Origin of the sequence: Campylobacter vicugnae (genome assembly GCF_002139875.1) — a bacterium.
Classification (GTDB): domain Bacteria; phylum Campylobacterota; class Campylobacteria; order Campylobacterales; family Campylobacteraceae; genus Campylobacter; species Campylobacter vicugnae.
Genome location: NZ_CP018793.1, coordinates 705,027 through 723,418, shown reverse-complemented (window position 1 = coordinate 723,418; position 18,392 = coordinate 705,027). Strand labels below are relative to the sequence as shown.

Here is an 18,392-nt window from a genome sequence, read left to right as displayed (position 1 = left end):
TATTCCTTATTCAAATGGAGTCATATACCAAGGTAGTTTTGCCTTAGTAGAATTAATATCATTTAGTGGTGAATTATCAATTTTTTCTTGATATATCTTAGCTGAGTCTTCTCTATCAAGCTTATTGTAAAGTTCTTGAATTTCTACATTTAAATAATAATCAGCCAATCTAAATTTAATCAACATAGTCTCTAAAAGCGCTCTATACTGAGTATTTGGATAGTTTTTTAAAAACTCATTAATCTGAGCAATACTATCTTGAACTAATTTTTGATTACGATTTGGCTTAGAAAATGAATCAAAATTTGCCTTAATCTTTAAATATTGAATATACTCTATACTCTTTTTTGTTCCATACTTTTTAATATATTCATCTAGATAGAAATTTGCCATTTTATACTCTTCTTCATCTACATGAGCATTAGCTAAAATCATTAAAACCTGCTCTAGATATGGACTAGCTATATGCTCACTAGCAAATGAGATATAGTGCTTATCAGCTGATTCTAAATCAGCATCTTTGATATCATTTAAAATTTGATTATACCACTGATCTGGAGTGAGATTATATAATTCATTATCTTTTTTAGCTCCACAACCAGCTAGCAAAGTCAAAGATAAGACAAAAATAGCAGATTTAAATTTTATTCTCATACTTTGTTCCTTATTATATTAAAATTTGGTGATTATAGCAATATTTTGGTAAATTTATACATTATCAATAAAAAATTATATTATTTACTCATAAAGTCTATGAATTTGGAATAAAAAATGCTACAATAACACTAAACCCAAATTTAAAGGAGAGTAAAGTGAAATATTCTGTTAAAAACCCTATCCCTGGATTTGAAAACATCAAAGAGGTTGAAGTAACCAAAATTGATGATTTTTTTGTTAAAATGCAAGATGTAGATAGCAAAACATCTTTTACCATGATCAACCCATATGCGCTTCGTCCAGATTATGAATTTGATATTCCAACTCCATATAAAAATCTACTTGAAATAGATGAGAATTCTAAATTAGAGCTATATGCAATCGTTGCTATTAGTAGCCCAATTGAAGAATCTACTGTAAATTTCTTAGCTCCAGTACTTTGCAATACAACATCTGCTACTTTAGCACAAATCGTTTTAGATAATCGCTATTATCCAAATTTTGGTCAAGCAGAAAAAATAAGTAAATATGTTCAAAAACAATAACTAATTTGTAAGTGGCTCTTTTGAGCCACGATATATCTATGCGTTACGCTTTTTCATCTATTGAGTTGATTCTTTCTATTATTATTATCTCTATTGCACTCTCATCACTTCCGGCTATATTGCAAAGCTCATATAAAAGTAGTATGGATATAATTCTATCTGAAGCTATTACTTCAAGCTACACCAAACTACTAAATATAATGACTCATCCTTGGAACGATAGCATAAGTCCAGCCTTAGCACAGCCTATCTATCACAGCAATGAAATCCCATCTAATTCGCTAACTAGCAGACATATATCTGCTATCTTACCAAATAGTATAAATATGGCTAAAAATAGCATAAATGGATTTAACCAAGATAGCAAAGAGTTAAAAGCTGGGATTAATTCAAAGAATTTATTAAATTTAGATTATAAAATAAGCGTTGGATTTATAGATGGATTTAGGTTAAATAACACTATAAAATATACCCCAAGCGATACAGTTCAAATAACTATAACTACCAAAGCAAATAATCAACCAATTATACTAAAAGCATATAGTTACAATATTGGCGAACCGCTAATTAAAAGCCTAATAATCCCTGCTCCAACAAAACCATGAAAAAAGCATTTAGCCTACTTGAAATGATACTTGCTATAGTTGTAGGAACTATTTTAATAGGCGTAATAATTCAAATTTATCACTCCTTACACAGTAATTATCTTAAAAGTTTAGCAATTACTAGATTAGAATCAAACGCTATAAATACTATGCTAATTATAGAAAATTACCTCCAGCAAAGCATTAAAGAGTCCATATCTATAAAAAATAATAGCCAAATTCTACCACTTGATTCTACTGCAAATTCAGATGAATTTATATGGTTTAATCAAAGCTTAGATTGTCGTCAAAATAGTAGTAGTAAATTTAATTGGAGCGGCTATGTAGATATAAATGATATAAAAATTACATCTGATCTTATAAATCTAACCTCACCATTAAGTATTTTTAACTCTAATCAAAAAGATAGTATAATAAGCAATCTAAATTTTAATAATAATGATATAAGAATTATCTTTAAAGGTAGCGATAATATCTATCAAAATGCATATAAGATATTAGATGCAAATAGTGATAAAATTACTATAAAAAGAGAAAATCAGCCACTTTTTATAAGTGAAATTTACTATCTAAGCCATAATCTAATATCACTAAAACTACAAAATAATACACTATATCTAAGAGAATTTAGCCCAAATAATCTAAACACACCAATAAGAAGCAATATCTTAGCAAATAATATTAGCTCATTTAATATAAAACAAAGCGGCGCAAATACTATTTTTAGACTATGTTTATTTGATATTGATAATGTAGAACTTTGTAAAAGTAGCAGCATATGAGAGATGGATTTAGCCTTATTTTAGCTATTGTTTTTATAGTTGCTATATCTGCCTTAGCATTAAATACTATAACGCTTACATCTACAGCAACATCTATTACAAACCAGCTCTACATCCACTCACAAGCTAAACTAATAGCCATCTCAGCTACACAAAATGCCATAGCTCAAATTCAACGAAATGACTTTGATACAAGCTGTCCTAGCAAATTTATTCTATACTATCCAGATAATCAAAACTACATTTTAAAATCCCAAGTAACAATAAAATATATAGGCGGTAAAAGGCCATCTTCGTGTGTAGATAAAATTTGGCATGAGATAGATACAACTACTCAAAATATCCAATCAGCCATAATGCACACTATGGTTCAAACCAATCCAAATCTAGCCATAACTCCTATAAAAATAAGCAAAATAACCACTCAAAAGCCCTAAATAAGGATACTTATGCTAAAATAGCGTAAATTTTTCAAAGGAGAATACTATGAATACAAGTATAGTAGGTAGACAATTTGAGCTAACTGAATCTATCAAAAGCTATTGTGATAGCGCATTTGATGCACTTAGCAAATATAATTTAGATATAATCTCAGCTAAAGCCATAATCTCAGCTGATGAGAGAAATGGCAAAAAAGGTTTTGATGTAGAGTTTGCTATTAATTTAGCCAAAAAAGACACAATAGTAATCCGCCAAAAAGATAAAGATCTATACGCTGCAATCGATTTAGCTCTTGATAGAGCTAGCAAGGTTCTTCGCAGACATCATGATAAACTAGTAACTCATAAAAATAGCGATGAACTAAAAGAATCTAGAGTTATAGCTGATGAAGTATCAATCGAAGGTGCTGATGAGATTATACCAACTGAACTTGAATTATATAAACCAATGGAAGTTGAAGAGGCTTTAACTAAATTAAAAGATAGCGGTGCGCAATTTTATGTATTTAATGATATGGATGCTAAAATGCGCGTTCTATACAAAAGAAATGATGGAAAATTTGGTCTATACTAATATCTAAAACTTTTAAAAAAGGGAGGTAGTCCGCCTACCCCCCCCCCTTTTTTTTTATTTTAATTTAATTTTATAGAGGTATATAATGGAATATTGCAGCAGATGCCTGCAGCCAAATACTCGCCCGGGGGTAGTTTTTAAAAACGGAATTTGTGGTGCGTGTCTATGGCAAGATGAATCAAAAATAATAAATTGGAAAACTAGAGAAGATGAGTTAAAATCCATCGCTCAAAATGCAAAACTAAAAGCCAAAGGTGCTTATGATTGCGTAATAGGAGTTAGCGGTGGCAAGGACTCGACATTTCAAGCATTTTATGCTAGAGATATTTTAGGGCTTAGAGTTTTACTAGTTAATTGCGAGCCGATGGATATTACGCCAATTGGAAGAGCAAATTTTGAAAATTTAAAGCGTCATGGTTTTGAGACAATATCTATAAATCCAAATAGAAATTTAGCAAAAAAGCTGATGAAAAAAGCATTTTATGAGTATCTAAATCCCGTAAAACCTCTTGAATACACGCTTTATGCCTCAGCCTATATAATTGCTGATATGTTTAATATCCCTATGATATTACAAGGTGAGAATGCTGCTCTTACCCTAGGTGCTAAAAATAACCTACAAGATAGTAGCGGAAACGCTCTAAATATCGTAAATTCAAATACTCTTAAAGATAATCCAATAGAAATCTATATGGATGAAGAGACTGAACTAAAAGATCTATTTTTATACAAGGTTCCAGTAGATGAACTCACCAAAAAGGGTGTAACTGCTGTATGGCTAAATTATTATACAGACAAATGGAGTATGCAGCATAATGCCAAATTTGCTATTGAGCGAGGTCTTAGCATATATCCTAAAGATGTCAATCCATATGACCTAGGCACATATCGCAGGTGTTCTCAATTAGACACATATATGACTATTGTTAATCAATATTTTAAATATATCAAATTTGGCTTTGGACAGTGCAGCGACCATGTAGCATATGATTTAAGAAATAAAAATATCACTAAAGATGAAGGTAAATATCTACTGCGTGAGCTTGATGGCAAATATGGTGAGTTTTATATGCAAAAGATGGCCTCTTATCTAGATTTAACACCAAGCCAAGTGTTAGAATATTGTGAAAAATTTAGAGGTGATATGTTTGAACAATGCGAAGATGGCTGGAAGCTTAAAAATCCAATCTGGCAGATAAAACCTATCAAAGGCGATCATAATCTTAAAGATATTATGCAAAGATTAGAATTTTAAATCTTATTAAATTTGGCTTTAAAGCCAAATTTAATTAATTTTGATAATATGCTACTATTTTTTCTACCACTTTAGCTATTTTTTCTAGTGAGTCAATCTCTAAGTGTTCATTTATACTATGTGGAGAGTAGATATTTGGCCCTATTGATGCAGCTTCTAATCCATTTTGCTTAGCGACAAATACGCCGCACTCAAGTCCAGCATGAACAGCTTGAAATTTAACTTTAGGATTATTTTCTTGCATAAACCCTAAAACGACATTTGCAAACTCACCAACATTTGGAGTCCATGCTCCGCTTCTTTCAAAAAAGCTCACTTCAAACCCAGCTAAATTAGCCAAAGTTTTTGTCTCAAATTTAATTCTCTCAAGTCCAGTCTCACTCATAGACCTAGCAAAAAACTCAACTTTTATAAATCCATCTTCATTTTTAATCGTAGATAAATTTATACTATCTCGCACAATATTTAAATTCTCATCATAGCTTCTTACGCCCTGAGCAAAGCTATTTATAAGAGCTAAAATATTATCGCCAAACTCCAAAATTTCATTACCAATTCCCAACTCTTTTACTTTGACTCTCTTATCAATCCATGATATTTTATCACACATAACTACGGCTTTAGCATTAACTGGAATTGAGTTGCTTCTCTCGCCACCTTCAATATTTACTAATTTAGCGCCATTTTTAGCTATAAACTCAGCCATAATCTTTAGCGAATTTGGTATATCTTTGATAATTTCTAAACCGCTATGGCCACCTGGTAGATTACCTATACTCAATTCAAATAATTTTTGGCTATATTTTACCATTTTAAGCGGGATTTTAGCCTCTATCAACTCACCAGCTGCACATCCTATAAATACTCCATCTTCATGTTCGCTATCTAAATTTAAAAGCCTACCACTTTTAATCTTTTTATTAAATCCATTAGCACCTATAAGCCCTACTTCTTCATTTGCGCTAAAAAGTAACTCAAGATTATCAAATTTAGTTATCATCTCCATCATAATTGCTACACCAATTCCATTATCAGCACCTAAGCTAGAATTTTTAGCTCGCAAAATTTTACCATCATCAATTAATTCGATATTTGGTGCATCTCCAACACAAACCATATCATAGTGTGCTTGAAGGCAGATTTTTGGCTCACCTTTAATAGCATAAATATTATCAAACTCATCAACTTCTACACTAAACCCATTACTTTTAGCAAAATCAACCAGATAATCTCTAAGCTTTAACGCATCAAAACTACAATGTGGAATAGCACAAATTTCTTTAAATTTATCCAATATTTTCATATTTTACTCCCAAATTTTTATAAAATTATATCTAATTAAACAAAATAATGGTAACATTATCACTATGAAAAATTTAACTATTTTTATTATTTTGGCACTATTTTTGCAAGGGTGTCTATGGGTAAATAAACGCGGAATTTCAGATAAATACTACAATAGCTGCAAAGAGTATTATGACGCAGCTGGAGTATATCATAAAAAATGCGATGAGAATCTACTAGAGTGGAAAGATATATATGAATAATAGAGCCTATGATGAGCTTTTAAGTAGAATTTTAAAATTAAATGGTGATAATTGCAAGCTTATTTTAGACGATAGCGTAAGATTAGAAATACCAAATTTCTCAAGTGAGATTAAGGATATCGCAATAGCTTTAAAACCATGGAGAAAGGGACCTTTTAATCTAAATGAGCTTTTTATAGATAGCGAGTGGAAAAGCTTTATTAAGTTTAATATCTTAAAGCCATATTTAAATTTAGAAGGCAAAAGCGTAGCTGATGTAGGATGCAATAATGGCTACTATATGTTTAAAATGCTTGAATATAAGCCAAAAAGTATAACCGGGTTTGACCCTAGCGAGTTAGCTTTTTTGCAATTTAGTTTTATCAATCAATTTGCTAAAAGTGATATTAAATTTGAAATTGCTGGCGTGGAGAGTTTGCCAAGTTATAAGATGAAATTTGATACTATATTTTGTCTTGGAGTTTTATATCATAGAAGCGATCCAATTAAATGTCTAAAAGAACTAAAATCAGCAATGAATCCAGGCGGAGAAGTATTTATAGATACTATGTATATAGATCGTGATGATGAGATGGTACTAAGTCCAAATACAAGCTACTCAAAGATTCCAAATATTAGCTTTATTCCAAGCATAAAGGCGTTGCAAAACTGGACACAAAGAGCTAAATTTAAAAGCTTTGAAATCTTAGTAACTAAAGATACTGATATATTTGAACAGCGAAAAACACAGTGGATAGATGGTCAAAGCTTAGGAGATTTTTTAGACCCAAATGATAGCTCAAAAACAATTGAAGGCTATCCAGCACCAAAGCGAATTTATATAAGATTAACTTAAAGGTAGATTATGAGTGAATATGATGAGAGTTTGCAAGATATAGGGCTTATTGATAGCTCTGAACTTTTTCAAGGGCTTTTAAATATCCCAATTAATATAAATTCAACCCTATGTGGTGGAATATTAGATATGAAGCCAAACTATGCTAAAACTGCTTTAGTAACTAGTAATGAGATGATTTTTGATGATGAGAAGCTGATTCATGGTGGATTTATTTTTGGAGCAGCTGAGTTAGCCGCACATGTCTCTGTAAATACTCAATACTCAGTTACTATCGGTGCTAAAGTTAATCTATATGCTCCAGCTAGAGTTGGTGATTTAATCGAATTTGAAGCTCATGCTTATTTTGAAGAGTCTAAAAAACGTGAAGTAAAAGTAATAGGCACCATCAAAGGGATAAAAGTCTTTGAAGGCACCTATCAAATAGTTGTATTAGAAGAGCATATTTTCAAACTACAACAAAAGAAAAAAGTATCTGATGAAGATGAGCAATAGCCCTATATAGCTTGAGCCCATCTAATTAAAGAATTTCTTTCTGCATCTAAAGTAGTTGCGGCTCCATGCCCTGGATAAATTTTATAATTTTGAAACTCAAGTACCTTTTTTAAGCTTTTTTTCATTAGCTCTCCATCGCTAAAAGGAAAATCATATCTACCGATTGAATTTTTAAAAATAAAATCTCCACTAAACATTATCCCATCAGCCGTAATAACACTACACCCTGGAGTATGTCCTGGAAAATGATGAAAGCAAAACTTTACCCCATCAAGCTCTATCTCATCTTTATCATCTACTAACACATTGGGGCTAAATTTAGCCTCTAAAAGTTTAAACGGATCATTTAAAGACATAAAAGCATCACTGCGTGGCATATAAATTTTTATACCAAATCTAGCCCTTATAGCATCACAATCATATATATGATCAAAATGCCCATGAGTACAAAGTATAGCCAAAGGATTTTTACATACTCTTTCAATCCACTCCAAAGCTCCGTCACCTGGGTCTATTATCACCTCACCATTATCTAAAACAACTACATAACAATTAGTCTCATAAATCCCAAAAGCTCTTGAAATAATCTGCATTTTACTACCTTTTAAATAAAAAAATTAAATATTATAAGATATATTTTACCTTAATCTAGATATAATTTACTAATATTTTTATGGATGATATTAGTGGAAAATTTTAAATTATTAGAAAATAACCTTCTAAATTTTCTTGATTCTTATCTAAAAGCCTCTAAAGCAAAGGGCTTTATAATTGGAGTAAGTGGCGGGCTAGACTCAGCAGTAGTAGCTACACTTTGTTCTAAAGTAGCACCTACAAAAGCTCTTATTATGCCAACTTCTAGCTCAAATCAAGCAAATTTAGTCGATGCACTAAATCTATGTAAAAGCCTAAAAATTGATTATCAGATAATAGATATTAGTGAAATTTTAGATAAATTTTTGCCTTTTAGCGATCCAAATAATAGGCTAAGAGTAGGAAATATAGCAGCTAGAATTCGTATGATAATTCTATATGATCATTCTAGCAAGTTTGACTTTTTAGTTGTAGGCACAAGCAACAAAAGTGAACGAATGCTAGGATATGGTACTATTTATGGAGATATGGCGTGCGCTCTTAATCCAATTGCTAATATCTATAAAAGCGATCTTTTTGAGTTTGCCTCTTATCTAGATATTGATAAAAATATAATCAATAAAGCCCCAAGCGCAGACTTATGGCAAAACCAAAGCGATGAGAACGATCTAGGATATAGCTATGAACAGATCGATAAACTACTAAAAGCTATAGAAAATAATCAAGATTTATCTAAATTTGATAATAAATTTAAAGATGAAATTACCACTAGAATTGCCAAAAATAGTTTTAAATTAAAATTACCAGCTATACCAAATATATAAAAATAGGAGATTTGATGAGAGATATACCATTTTTTCGCCCATTAATTACTGATAGAGAGCATGAACTTATCAAAGAGACCTTAGAAAAAAATGCAAACTATATGGTTGAAGATTTAGAAGATCAAATAAAGAATTTTTTTGGCACTAAGCATGCAATCACTACAAATAACGGAACTGCTGCTATACATCTAAGCTTATGTGCGATGGATTTAAAGCGTGGAGATAAGATTATTTGTTCAGTCAATGCCTTTCCTAGTATTGCTCAAGTTATTAGGCATTTTGATGCTGAACCTATATTTGTAGATATTGATGAAGATGATTTTAACATCGATCCAAATGAGTTAGAAAAAATTTTAAAAACACAAAATCATAAAAAGTTAAAAGCAGCATTTATAACTCATGTAGCTGGTCAAAGCGCCAATATGGATGCAATATATTCACTTGCTAATGAGTATGATATAAAAATTATAGATGATGCTAGTAGGGCTATGGGTGCTACATATAATGACAAATTAATTGGCAATATGGACTCATATATGTCTTGCTTTCAGATCAATCCACAAGTTCAACACGCAGTAGCAACAACTGGAATTATAGTTACTAATGATGATGAGATAGCTAGTCGTGCAAGACTTATTCGCAATCACGCCATAATCAATGATAGCTTTGATAAAGATGGCAACTTAGGCTATATGTATGATGTTATAGATATCGGACAAAAGTATGATCTTAATTCTCTTTGTGCTGCATATAGTATTGCTCAGTTTGAAAAATTAGGAATGTTTATAGCGCGTAGAAAAGCCATAGCCGCTATATATAATGAGGAGTTAAAAGATTGCCCACATATCACTACTCCAGTAGCCAAAAGAGATCATATCTATAATCAATATATAATCAAGATTGATAAAAACCGCGATAGTTTTGCTAGAGAACTAAAAGAGATTGGCGTTCACACTAGTCTTCATTACCGCCCAATGCACCTACTAAGCTACTATAAAAACAAGTATCACCTAAGGGTAAATGACTTTCCAAAAGCACTCAAAACCTATCAGCAAATCCTCTCTTTGCCGATATATGCAGCCCTAAGTGATGAAGAGGCTCTATATATCTGCAATGCAGTCAAGTCAGTAGCACAAACCCGTGTTTAATCGCAAATTTCACATCTGGCTGGAGAAATACTTCTATCAGCCAGAATTTTTTGAGCTAATTATTAGCGCCCTACTTTTGCCATTTTCAGCTATATATTATTGTATAGTGTGGATTAAATTTAAACTTGCTAAACCAATTAAATTTGATATTCCCGTAATTAGTGTTGGCAATCTAGTCTTAGGCGGTAGTGGAAAGACTCCACTTACAAAAGCATTATTTAACGAATTTAGCCATAAATATAAAACATTTATAATTTTAAGAGGTTATAAAAGAGAGTCAAAAGATATGCAAATTGTAGCACTAAATGGTGATATTAAATGCGATATAGCAACTAGTGGCGATGAGGCAATGGAGTATGCCACAAATCTACAAAATGCCAATGTAATAGTCTCAAACGACCGCAAAATCGCTATAAATGAAGCTATAAAACTTGGTGCTAAGCTTGTGATTTTAGATGATGGGTTTGGAAAGGCTGATATTTATAAGTTAAATATTTTACTAAAGCCAGCTATCAATCCAAGACTAAATTTTACTATTCCAAGTGGTGTTTATCGCTATCCAAAAAGCTTTTATAATTTAGCTGATATTATTTTAAGTAGTAGCGATATAAATAGACAAACCACAATTATAAATCCTTGCCATAAAATGGTTTTAATGACTGCTATTGCCAATCCTTCAAGGCTGGAGTTTATATTTAATAAGTGCGTAGGGCGTGAATTTTTTGCCGATCATCATAAATTTAGCAAATTTGAGTGTGAGAATATACTCAAAAAATATAATGCTGATTCACTTTTAGTAACACAAAAAGACTATGTAAAAATAAAAGATTTTGGCTTAAGTGTTTCAATTTTAGACCTTAAAACTACTATTTTGCCAAATTTAGCAAATAAAATTGAGATATTTATCAAAAACTACAAAAATTCAGATACAATACATCAAAAATTTAAAAAGGAAAAATATGCTAAAAAGCAGTAGAACAGCTGAGGTGATTCTTAGTGCTTTGCCATATATCCAAAAATTTAGAGATGAAGTTTTTGTTATCAAATATGGTGGCGCAGCTCAAATAGATGAAAAACTCAAAAATGACTTTGCTAGAGATATTGTACTTTTACAAATTGTCGGTATAAAAGTAGTCCTAGTCCATGGTGGCGGCAAGACTATCAACTCATTTTTAGATAAACTTGATATCAAAAGCGAATTTGTAGATGGTCTTAGAGTAACCGATGCTGATACTATGAAAGTAGTAGAGATGGCATTAAGCGGATTAGTAAATAAAGAGATTACTAGTATGCTAAATAAGCATGGTGCAAGAGCTATAGGAATAAGCGGCAAAGATGACAATATGCTAAAAGCTAAAGTAATGAGCGATGGAAGATATGGCTTTGTAGGCGATATTACTAGTGTAGATGATAAGCTAATTTGTTCGCTTTTAGATGATGGATTAATCCCAGTAATTGCACCAATTGCTGTTGGAAATGAATATGAATCATATAATATAAACGCGGATTTATGTGCTAGTGCGATCGCAAGCAAGCTAAAAGCTAGCAAGGTAATATTTTTAAGCGACATTAGAGGCGTTTTAGATAAAGACTCAAATTTAATAGGAAAACTTGATAAAGAAAGTATTGACAAACTTAAAAAAGATGGCACTATAAGTGGAGGAATGATACCAAAGGTAGATGCTTGTTTAGAGTGTATCCAAAATGGCGTAGGCGCAGCTCACATAATAGATGGCAAAATTCCACACTCATTATTATTAGAAATTTTTACAGATGAAGGTATAGGGAGTATAATCAAATGAAACTTTTAAGTATAGTATTAGACAGATTAGAAGCATCAAATTTAGCTAAAAAATTGGCTACTCATAAGTGTGTAAGTCAGGTTTTTTGCCTTGATTTAGCTCAAGCTAAAGCATGGGATAATAAAGAGCTAAAAAGCCAAGAGGCTCTACTGGTTATAATTGGTAAATTTAAGAAAATTAAAGTGATTTTAGATAAAGAAAATCCAAATATAAGCCAGAATTTAACTATTGCTAAACTAAGTCAAATAGGCACTAAAAGCTTAGAGGCTTTACAAGATATCACAGCTCCAAAGCTAGTATCTACAAGAGCGCAAAATATCGATGAACCAACTGAAGTTGTAAATTTAGATACAGCACTTCTTAGCCCAGCGGCTAAATATGGTGGTTTATATGCACCAATTAATCTACCATTAATTAGCAAAAAAGAATTTAAAAAATTATCTGGTATGGATTATTCTAAATTTGCCTTAGAAATTATAAAAAAATTTAATTTCAACATAAGTCTAAATAAATTCAAAAAAGCCTTAGAAAGATATGAAAAATTTGATAAAAGTGCCGTAGAGATTAAAAAAATCAGTAAAAATTTATACATAAATGAGCTTTGGCATGGTCCAACAAGAGCCTTTAAAGATATGGCACTTCAGCCTTTTGGCCAAATTTTAAGCTCTTTAGCTAATGGCAATAAACAGCTAATAATGTGCGCTACAAGCGGAGATACTGGTCCAGCTACATTAAGCTCATTTGAAAACGCCAAAGATATAAAGGTAGTCTGCTTATATCCAAAAGATGGCACCAGTGAGGTGCAAAGACTACAAATGGTAAATCAAAAAGCACCAAATTTAAAAGTAATTGGTATTGAAGGTAATTTTGATGATGCGCAACAAGCTCTTAAGACTCTATTAAATGATGAGGAATTTAAATCTGCATTAAGAGATTCTGGCTACAATCTAAGTGCGGCAAATTCGGTTAATTTTGGTAGAATTTTATTTCAAATTATCTATCATATATATGTTTGTGTAAATATCAATGACAATAAAGAACCAATTGATATAATAGTCCCAAGTGGAAATTTTGGCAATGCTCTTGGTGCATACTATGCTAAAAAAATGGGTGCAAATATAGGTAAAATCAAAATCGCTTCAAATAAAAATAATATTTTAACTCAGCTTTTTACAACTGGAGTATATGATCTAAATGGCAAAGAGCTTATCCAAACAATTAGCCCTGCTATGGATATTTTAATTAGTTCAAATGTTGAAAGATTATTATTTGACAAATTTGGCCCAGTAAGAACTAAAGAGCTAATGGATTCTTTAGCAACAGATAAAAAATATGTGTTAAATGGCGATGAATTAGCTCAATTAAAGGCTGAATTTGATGCAGAGTATTGCGATGATGATGAGTGTATGCAAAATATTTGTAAAATAGCAAAAACCGGTATCTTAATAGACCCACATACAGCCACATGTCTAAATCTAGTAGATTGCGATCGTCTAAGCGTAATCACATCTACAGCTCAATGGGTTAAATTTACACCAAGTATGATTAAAGCTCTTAAAAATAGAGTTAGCAATGATGAATTAGCCGATATGGAGTTACTAGCTAGTAAGTATCATGTTAAAATACCAAAAAGCATAATCAAGCTATTTAAAGAAGATGAAGTACACACCACAGTAGTCAAAAAAGATCAGATAAAATCAAATATTATAGAGTGGATAAAACAATGATAATAATACCAACTCGTTTAGCCTCAACTAGATTTGCCAATAAAATCCTAGCCGATATAGGCGGGGTTCCTATGTTTGTAAAAACTGCTCAACTAGCTAGCCAATGCGATGATGTAATAGTAGCATGTGATGATGAGGATGTAGCTAAGATTGCAGCTAAATTTGGCATAAAAGCGATAATGACAAGCAAAGCACATGATAGTGGCACTGATAGAATCAATGAAGCAGCTAAAAAACTTAGCCTATCTAGCGATGAAATAATTATAAATCTTCAAGCTGATGAGCCATTTTTTGAAGAAAAAAATCTAGCTAAATTTAAAGATTTTACCAATCAAAGGATCAACGATGGTGCCTTTATGACTAGCTGTTTGAAATTTACCGATCATGAAAAAGCGCAAAACCCAAACCTAGTTAAGGTAATCACAGATAAAGATGATTATGCTATATACTTCTCACGATCGCTAATTCCATATCCTCGTAGTCGTTGTGAGTTATATAAGGCTCACATTGGAATATATGGATATAGCGTAGATACTCTAGCTCAATTTTGCTCTCTTACAACCAAAGAGCTTGAAAATATAGAAAAATTAGAGCAGCTAAGAGCACTCTCAAGTGGCAAAAAGATTGCTATGTTAGAGATAAATAGCAATAGTATTGGCATTGATACCATAGAAGATCTCAAAGCCGCAGCTAATAAATTTGGATTTAACTCTAGTTTACTACAATGAATATAGCAGCCAAAGAGTTAAGATCATACCCTAAAATCTATCATAAGCTACTGCTATTATATATTATAATCTTAGCTGTATATGGCTCTATGTATGCCTATTCTGGACTGTTTTTTTTATTTACAAATTTTGCTATATGCTTTTTTGTATCTGTAGCTTTATATATAGATTTTAACGAACCAAAATTTGAAAAAATTATAAACTTATGGATACAAATAAGTGCTACATATACCATGGTTATATCCATCATTACATTGGGATGGGGTTATGGATTTGAGCTATTTTTACTCGAGCTTATTGCTATTCATTATGCTTCGCCGATTAAAAATTTTATCCTTAAAATTATGCTTCCATTACTTCAACTTATATTGTTTATAGTATTATATTTTACCTTTGGAGACCAAGATATAAATTATGGTTCGCAAACTCTAAAACATATTAGCTTTTTATTTTGCTTTTTTATGATTGCTGTTAAGTTTGTAGTCCTTCAAGATAACAATAACATCTCTGCTATTGATATCATCGCTACTCAAAAACAAAATATAAGCTACAAAAATATAGCTGAGATAGACTATTTAACCAGCCTATATAATAGAGCACCAATGAATGAAATTATAGCCAAAAATTTCAAAATGCTATCAAATAAACAGATAAAATCTCTAGCTATTATCCTTTGTGATATAGATAATTTTAAAAACATAAATGACACATATGGTCATATATTTGGAGATATTGTCCTATCTAAGGTAGCTGAAATATTAAATAATAAAATATCTAAATTTGGCAAGATTAGTCGCTGGGGCGGAGAGGAGTTTTTAGCCATTATACCAGCCCAAAATATTAAAAAATGCATTCAAATTACAGAAGCTACCAGAGTAGCAATCCATAGTGCTAATCCAAATAAAGTTCCTATTAGTGCTACATTTGGTCTATTATATATAGAAGATGCTATAGATATCAATCACGCTATTAGCATCGCAGATAACTTGCTATATCGCGGTAAAAACCAAGGCAAAAATCAAGTAGTATCGGAAAAATATGAACCTAATCAAAGATAATCTATCATTTAATTTTAAATTTATCTTAACCCTATTTTTGTTTGTTGCACTTTTATACTCTGTATTATTTTATCTTATTAATATAAAGATTTTGTCTATTATATCGTTTTTAGGTCTATTTATCTATGCAATTTCAATTAAATCAATAGATGAGAATAATTATGATAGAGCATTTTTGCTATCGCATTTACATATTGTAATCTCAGCAGTTCTTGCAACTATTATTCTTGGGTGGGATTATGGATTTTATCTTATCATTATAGCCATAGCATCAACTACATATCTAAATATATTTAAAAAACGCATTATCACCTATCTTTTGGCTGGATTTGATTTTATTATTTTTGTCTTTGTTTATCTAATTTCTAATGTTTATTTTCCTAAATCAGCCGGAGATTTTGCACAGATATTTTATCTGAGCAATCTTGGATTTTTGTTGTTTTTATTTGTTATAATATTTAAGATTTATAGCATTGTAAATCAGATAAATATCAAAGATCTTCATAAACATAAACATGAATTAAAAACTGCTTCGCAGACTGATCATCTAACTGGGCTTATAAATAAACGCGCACTAAATACCATACTAGCCAAAAAATCCAATAAAAAAATTACAATGGCTATGTGCGATATAGATAATTTTAAGAGTATAAATGATAAATTTGGTCATAATATCGGCGATGAAGTATTAAAAACTCTAGCAAAAATATTTACTGAAAATACAAATAAATCTGATATTGTTTGCCGTTGGGGTGGAGAGGAGTTTGTAATAGTAGCTACTAATACTAGCCATACAAACTTTATAAATCAAATTCAAAATATAAGATTTATTATCAATCAAACTCCAGTAAAAATTTCAAGCGATCAATCAATTCATTTTACTGTAACTTTTGGTATATCTGATAGTGGAACAGATCCAAATAAACTTACAGAACAAGCAGATAAAAGATTATATAAAGGCAAGCATAGTGTAAAAAACTGTATAATTACAAAATAGCCATACATTTTAATTCTATTTTACGATTGTATGTAAGTTATAAAACATTGTAGCCAATTTATAAATGTATAAATTTAAAACTTTTATTATTTGATTGATAACTATTTTTTATTAATTTTATAAGAAAATTTAGTATAAATTTGAACTTATCTTTGTAAAATTATCTATGTTTATAGTAATTTTACATTCTAGATAAGTTCAAAAAATATTATTCCAAGGCTAAGCTTTATAAGGTTATTTTTTCATACTTCCTGTTTTATTAAATCTATCATGCCAACTCAATGCTTCGCTTAGTATGTGTGGAGTATGGCCAGGTTTTGACTGAGCGCATGCCCTATCAAAATAGTCTTGCAACATATCTCTATAATCAGGATGAGCGATAGCTATCATCTTTTGCGCTCTTTCCCTAGGACTACAACCTCTAAGATCAGCATATCCATACTCTGTTACAACTACCATAGTATCGTGCTCAGTATGATCTACATGGCTAACAAATGGCACAATAGCTGAAATAGCTCCACCTTTTGCTACTGATGGAGTTAAAAATAGTGATAAATATCCATTTCTAGCAAAGTCACCGCTACCACCTATACCATTCATCATCTGTGTACCCATAACATTTGTAGAGTTGATATTGCCATATATATCAGCTTCTAGCATACCATTCATTGCTACTACACCAAGGCGTCTTACCAATTCTGGGCTATTTGAGATCTCTTGTGGGCGAAGAATTATATGCTCTTTATAAAAATCAACATTATTTCTAAATTCCTCTACTGCTGCTGGGCTAAGTGATAGAGCTGACGCTGAGGCAAGATCTACTGTTCCATCTTTAACTAAATCTAGCATACCATCTTGAATAACTTCTGAGTAGCACTCTAAGCCTTTATATCCAGCTTTACTTAGAGCAGCTAAAACTGCATTTGCTACATTACCAATACCGCTTTGAAGTGGTAAAAGTTTGCCTTTTGGTAATCTGCCAACAGCCTCTTCTGCAGCAAAAAATTTAGCCACATTATCACCGATTGCTATAGATACCTCATCAAGTGGAGTAAAGCTATTTAATCTATCATCAGTTGAGCTTAAAACTACACCTACAACCTTATCAAAATCCACACTCATATATGGGCTACCAATGCGATCTCTTGCTGTTTTAATAGGAATTGGCTCACGGAATGGAGGCTTAGCTTGAACATATATATCATGGAATCCCTCAAGCTCTTTTGGCTGATTGATATTTAACTCTAAGATTACTTTTTTAGCAGCATTTAGCCATGCTTGATTATTACCTACTGATGTAGTAGGTATTAACTTGCCATCTTCAGTAATACCTGAAATTTCAATTACTGCAAAATCCATATCACCAAAATATCCACACTCTACTTGCCATGCAAGAGAAGATAGATGCACATCAAGATATCTAGCCTCACCTGAGTTTATAAGACCTCTCATATTAGGGTCTGTATTAAATGGGGTTCTAAACTCAACACAATTAGCCTTAGCTAACGCACCATCTAGATCCACATCGGTACTAGCACCAGAATATACGCTAATTTTATACTCGCTACCAGCTTCATGTAACGCTTGAGCTCTTTGAGCGATTGCCATTGGAACATATAAAGGGCTTCCAGCACCAACAAATCCACTAAATCCTACTTGAGCTTTATGCGGGATAAGTGCTGCAGCCTCATCAGCTTTTATAAGCTTAGCTAGATATCTTGCATCTTTGATACGGCTAGTATCATTTATTGTATTGTCAATCATTTTTATCCTTTAATT

At 31.5% G+C, this 18,392-nt stretch carries 21 protein-coding genes; 17 read left to right on the top strand and 4 right to left on the bottom strand.

Features of this window, described 5'->3' with window-relative positions; translation table 11 throughout:
* Nucleotides 1–6: 6 nt before the first annotated feature.
* A complete protein-coding gene (locus CVIC12175_RS03785) occupies nt 7–654 on the bottom strand; it encodes an outer membrane protein assembly factor BamD (RefSeq protein WP_086246511.1) in 648 nt (215 codons plus the stop codon).
* Between the two features lie 158 nt (nt 655–812).
* On the opposite strand from CVIC12175_RS03785, the gene fliW reads away from it, so the two are divergent.
* The 6 genes from fliW to CVIC12175_RS03755 all read left to right on the top strand — a co-directional run bounded on the left by fliW (nt 813) and on the right by CVIC12175_RS03755 (nt 4,858).
* Nucleotides 813–1,202 carry a flagellar assembly protein FliW gene (gene fliW, locus CVIC12175_RS03780; protein ID WP_086246512.1) on the top strand — a complete coding sequence of 130 codons (390 nt, stop codon included), beginning with the start codon at nt 813–815 and terminating at the stop codon, nt 1,200–1,202.
* A gap of 20 nt (nt 1,203–1,222) precedes the next feature.
* Nucleotides 1,223–1,807, top strand: coding sequence for a hypothetical protein (locus CVIC12175_RS03775; RefSeq protein WP_086302338.1), 585 nt, complete (start codon nt 1,223–1,225; stop codon nt 1,805–1,807).
* Nucleotides 1,808–1,830: 23 nt separating this feature from the next.
* Nucleotides 1,831–2,589, top strand: a complete 759-nt coding sequence (locus CVIC12175_RS03770) for a hypothetical protein (protein ID WP_141083175.1) — start codon at nt 1,831–1,833, stop codon at nt 2,587–2,589.
* On the top strand, nt 2,586–3,026 hold the full coding sequence (locus CVIC12175_RS03765; RefSeq protein WP_086255287.1) for a hypothetical protein: 441 nt from the start codon (nt 2,586–2,588) through the stop codon (nt 3,024–3,026). Before CVIC12175_RS03770 ends, CVIC12175_RS03765 begins: the two co-directional genes overlap by 4 nt.
* A gap of 49 nt (nt 3,027–3,075) precedes the next feature.
* Complete coding sequence (gene hpf / locus CVIC12175_RS03760) at nt 3,076–3,603, top strand: ribosome hibernation-promoting factor, HPF/YfiA family (RefSeq protein WP_086256695.1); 528 nt, start codon at nt 3,076–3,078, stop codon at nt 3,601–3,603.
* A gap of 85 nt (nt 3,604–3,688) precedes the next feature.
* Nucleotides 3,689–4,858, top strand: coding sequence for an N-acetyl sugar amidotransferase (locus CVIC12175_RS03755; RefSeq protein ID WP_086256696.1), 1,170 nt, complete (start codon nt 3,689–3,691; stop codon nt 4,856–4,858).
* Nucleotides 4,859–4,892: 34 nt separating this feature from the next.
* Here CVIC12175_RS03755 and CVIC12175_RS03750 read toward each other — a convergent pair whose 3' ends face one another.
* The gene (locus CVIC12175_RS03750) at nt 4,893–6,161 is read right to left on the bottom strand and encodes a M20/M25/M40 family metallo-hydrolase (protein WP_086302342.1); all 1,269 of its coding nucleotides are present in this window, start codon (nt 6,159–6,161) and stop codon (nt 4,893–4,895) included.
* 64 nt (nt 6,162–6,225) lie between these two features.
* Here CVIC12175_RS03750 and CVIC12175_RS03745 point away from each other — a divergent pair, with 64 nt between their 5' ends.
* The 3 genes from CVIC12175_RS03745 to CVIC12175_RS03735 are packed head-to-tail and all read left to right on the top strand — an operon-like array spanning nt 6,226 to nt 7,735.
* Complete coding sequence (locus CVIC12175_RS03745) at nt 6,226–6,405, top strand: hypothetical protein (protein WP_086253941.1); 180 nt, start codon at nt 6,226–6,228, stop codon at nt 6,403–6,405.
* The gene (gene cmoB / locus CVIC12175_RS03740; RefSeq protein WP_086302344.1) at nt 6,398–7,240 is read left to right on the top strand and encodes a tRNA 5-methoxyuridine(34)/uridine 5-oxyacetic acid(34) synthase CmoB; all 843 of its coding nucleotides are present in this window, start codon (nt 6,398–6,400) and stop codon (nt 7,238–7,240) included. Before CVIC12175_RS03745 ends, cmoB begins: the two co-directional genes overlap by 8 nt.
* Nucleotides 7,241–7,249: 9 nt before the next feature.
* Nucleotides 7,250–7,735, top strand: a complete 486-nt coding sequence (locus CVIC12175_RS03735; protein WP_086246520.1) for a PaaI family thioesterase — start codon at nt 7,250–7,252, stop codon at nt 7,733–7,735.
* A 2-nt stretch (nt 7,736–7,737) separates the two neighbouring features.
* Here the strand turns inward: CVIC12175_RS03735 and CVIC12175_RS03730 are convergent, their stop codons facing one another.
* On the bottom strand, nt 7,738–8,328 hold the full coding sequence (locus CVIC12175_RS03730) for an MBL fold metallo-hydrolase (RefSeq protein WP_086302346.1): 591 nt from the start codon (nt 8,326–8,328) through the stop codon (nt 7,738–7,740).
* Between the two features lie 93 nt (nt 8,329–8,421).
* Between CVIC12175_RS03730 and CVIC12175_RS03725 the strand changes: the two genes are divergently transcribed.
* The 8 genes from CVIC12175_RS03725 to CVIC12175_RS03690 are packed head-to-tail and all read left to right on the top strand — an operon-like array spanning nt 8,422 to nt 16,613.
* Nucleotides 8,422–9,153 carry an NAD+ synthase gene (locus CVIC12175_RS03725; protein WP_236861092.1) on the top strand — a complete coding sequence of 244 codons (732 nt, stop codon included), beginning with the start codon at nt 8,422–8,424 and terminating at the stop codon, nt 9,151–9,153.
* Between the two features lie 14 nt (nt 9,154–9,167).
* Entirely contained in the window at nt 9,168–10,301 is a 1,134-nt protein-coding gene (locus CVIC12175_RS03720) for a DegT/DnrJ/EryC1/StrS family aminotransferase (RefSeq protein WP_086302348.1), read from the top strand.
* Nucleotides 10,294–11,277, top strand: a complete 984-nt coding sequence (locus CVIC12175_RS03715) for a tetraacyldisaccharide 4'-kinase (protein WP_086302350.1) — start codon at nt 10,294–10,296, stop codon at nt 11,275–11,277. The genes CVIC12175_RS03720 and CVIC12175_RS03715 overlap by 8 nt, the downstream gene beginning before the upstream one ends.
* Complete coding sequence (gene argB, locus CVIC12175_RS03710; RefSeq protein ID WP_086315866.1) at nt 11,261–12,103, top strand: acetylglutamate kinase; 843 nt, start codon at nt 11,261–11,263, stop codon at nt 12,101–12,103. Before CVIC12175_RS03715 ends, argB begins: the two co-directional genes overlap by 17 nt.
* Nucleotides 12,100–13,830: a threonine synthase gene (gene thrC / locus CVIC12175_RS03705; protein ID WP_086302354.1), complete on the top strand. Its 1,731-nt coding sequence runs from the start codon at nt 12,100–12,102 to the stop codon at nt 13,828–13,830. The genes argB and thrC overlap by 4 nt, the downstream gene beginning before the upstream one ends.
* The gene (gene kdsB, locus CVIC12175_RS03700; RefSeq protein WP_086302356.1) at nt 13,827–14,558 is read left to right on the top strand and encodes a 3-deoxy-manno-octulosonate cytidylyltransferase; all 732 of its coding nucleotides are present in this window, start codon (nt 13,827–13,829) and stop codon (nt 14,556–14,558) included. Before thrC ends, kdsB begins: the two co-directional genes overlap by 4 nt.
* Nucleotides 14,555–15,616 carry a GGDEF domain-containing protein gene (locus CVIC12175_RS03695; RefSeq protein ID WP_086315865.1) on the top strand — a complete coding sequence of 354 codons (1,062 nt, stop codon included), beginning with the start codon at nt 14,555–14,557 and terminating at the stop codon, nt 15,614–15,616. The genes kdsB and CVIC12175_RS03695 overlap by 4 nt, the downstream gene beginning before the upstream one ends.
* Entirely contained in the window at nt 15,597–16,613 is a 1,017-nt protein-coding gene (locus tag CVIC12175_RS03690; RefSeq protein WP_086315864.1) for a GGDEF domain-containing protein, read from the top strand. Before CVIC12175_RS03695 ends, CVIC12175_RS03690 begins: the two co-directional genes overlap by 20 nt.
* Nucleotides 16,614–16,847: 234 nt before the next feature.
* On the opposite strand, the gene CVIC12175_RS03685 is transcribed toward CVIC12175_RS03690, so the two are convergent.
* Nucleotides 16,848–18,377: a succinate CoA transferase gene (locus CVIC12175_RS03685; RefSeq protein WP_192940161.1), complete on the bottom strand. Its 1,530-nt coding sequence runs from the start codon at nt 18,375–18,377 to the stop codon at nt 16,848–16,850.
* Between the last annotated feature and the right edge of the window lie 15 nt (nt 18,378–18,392).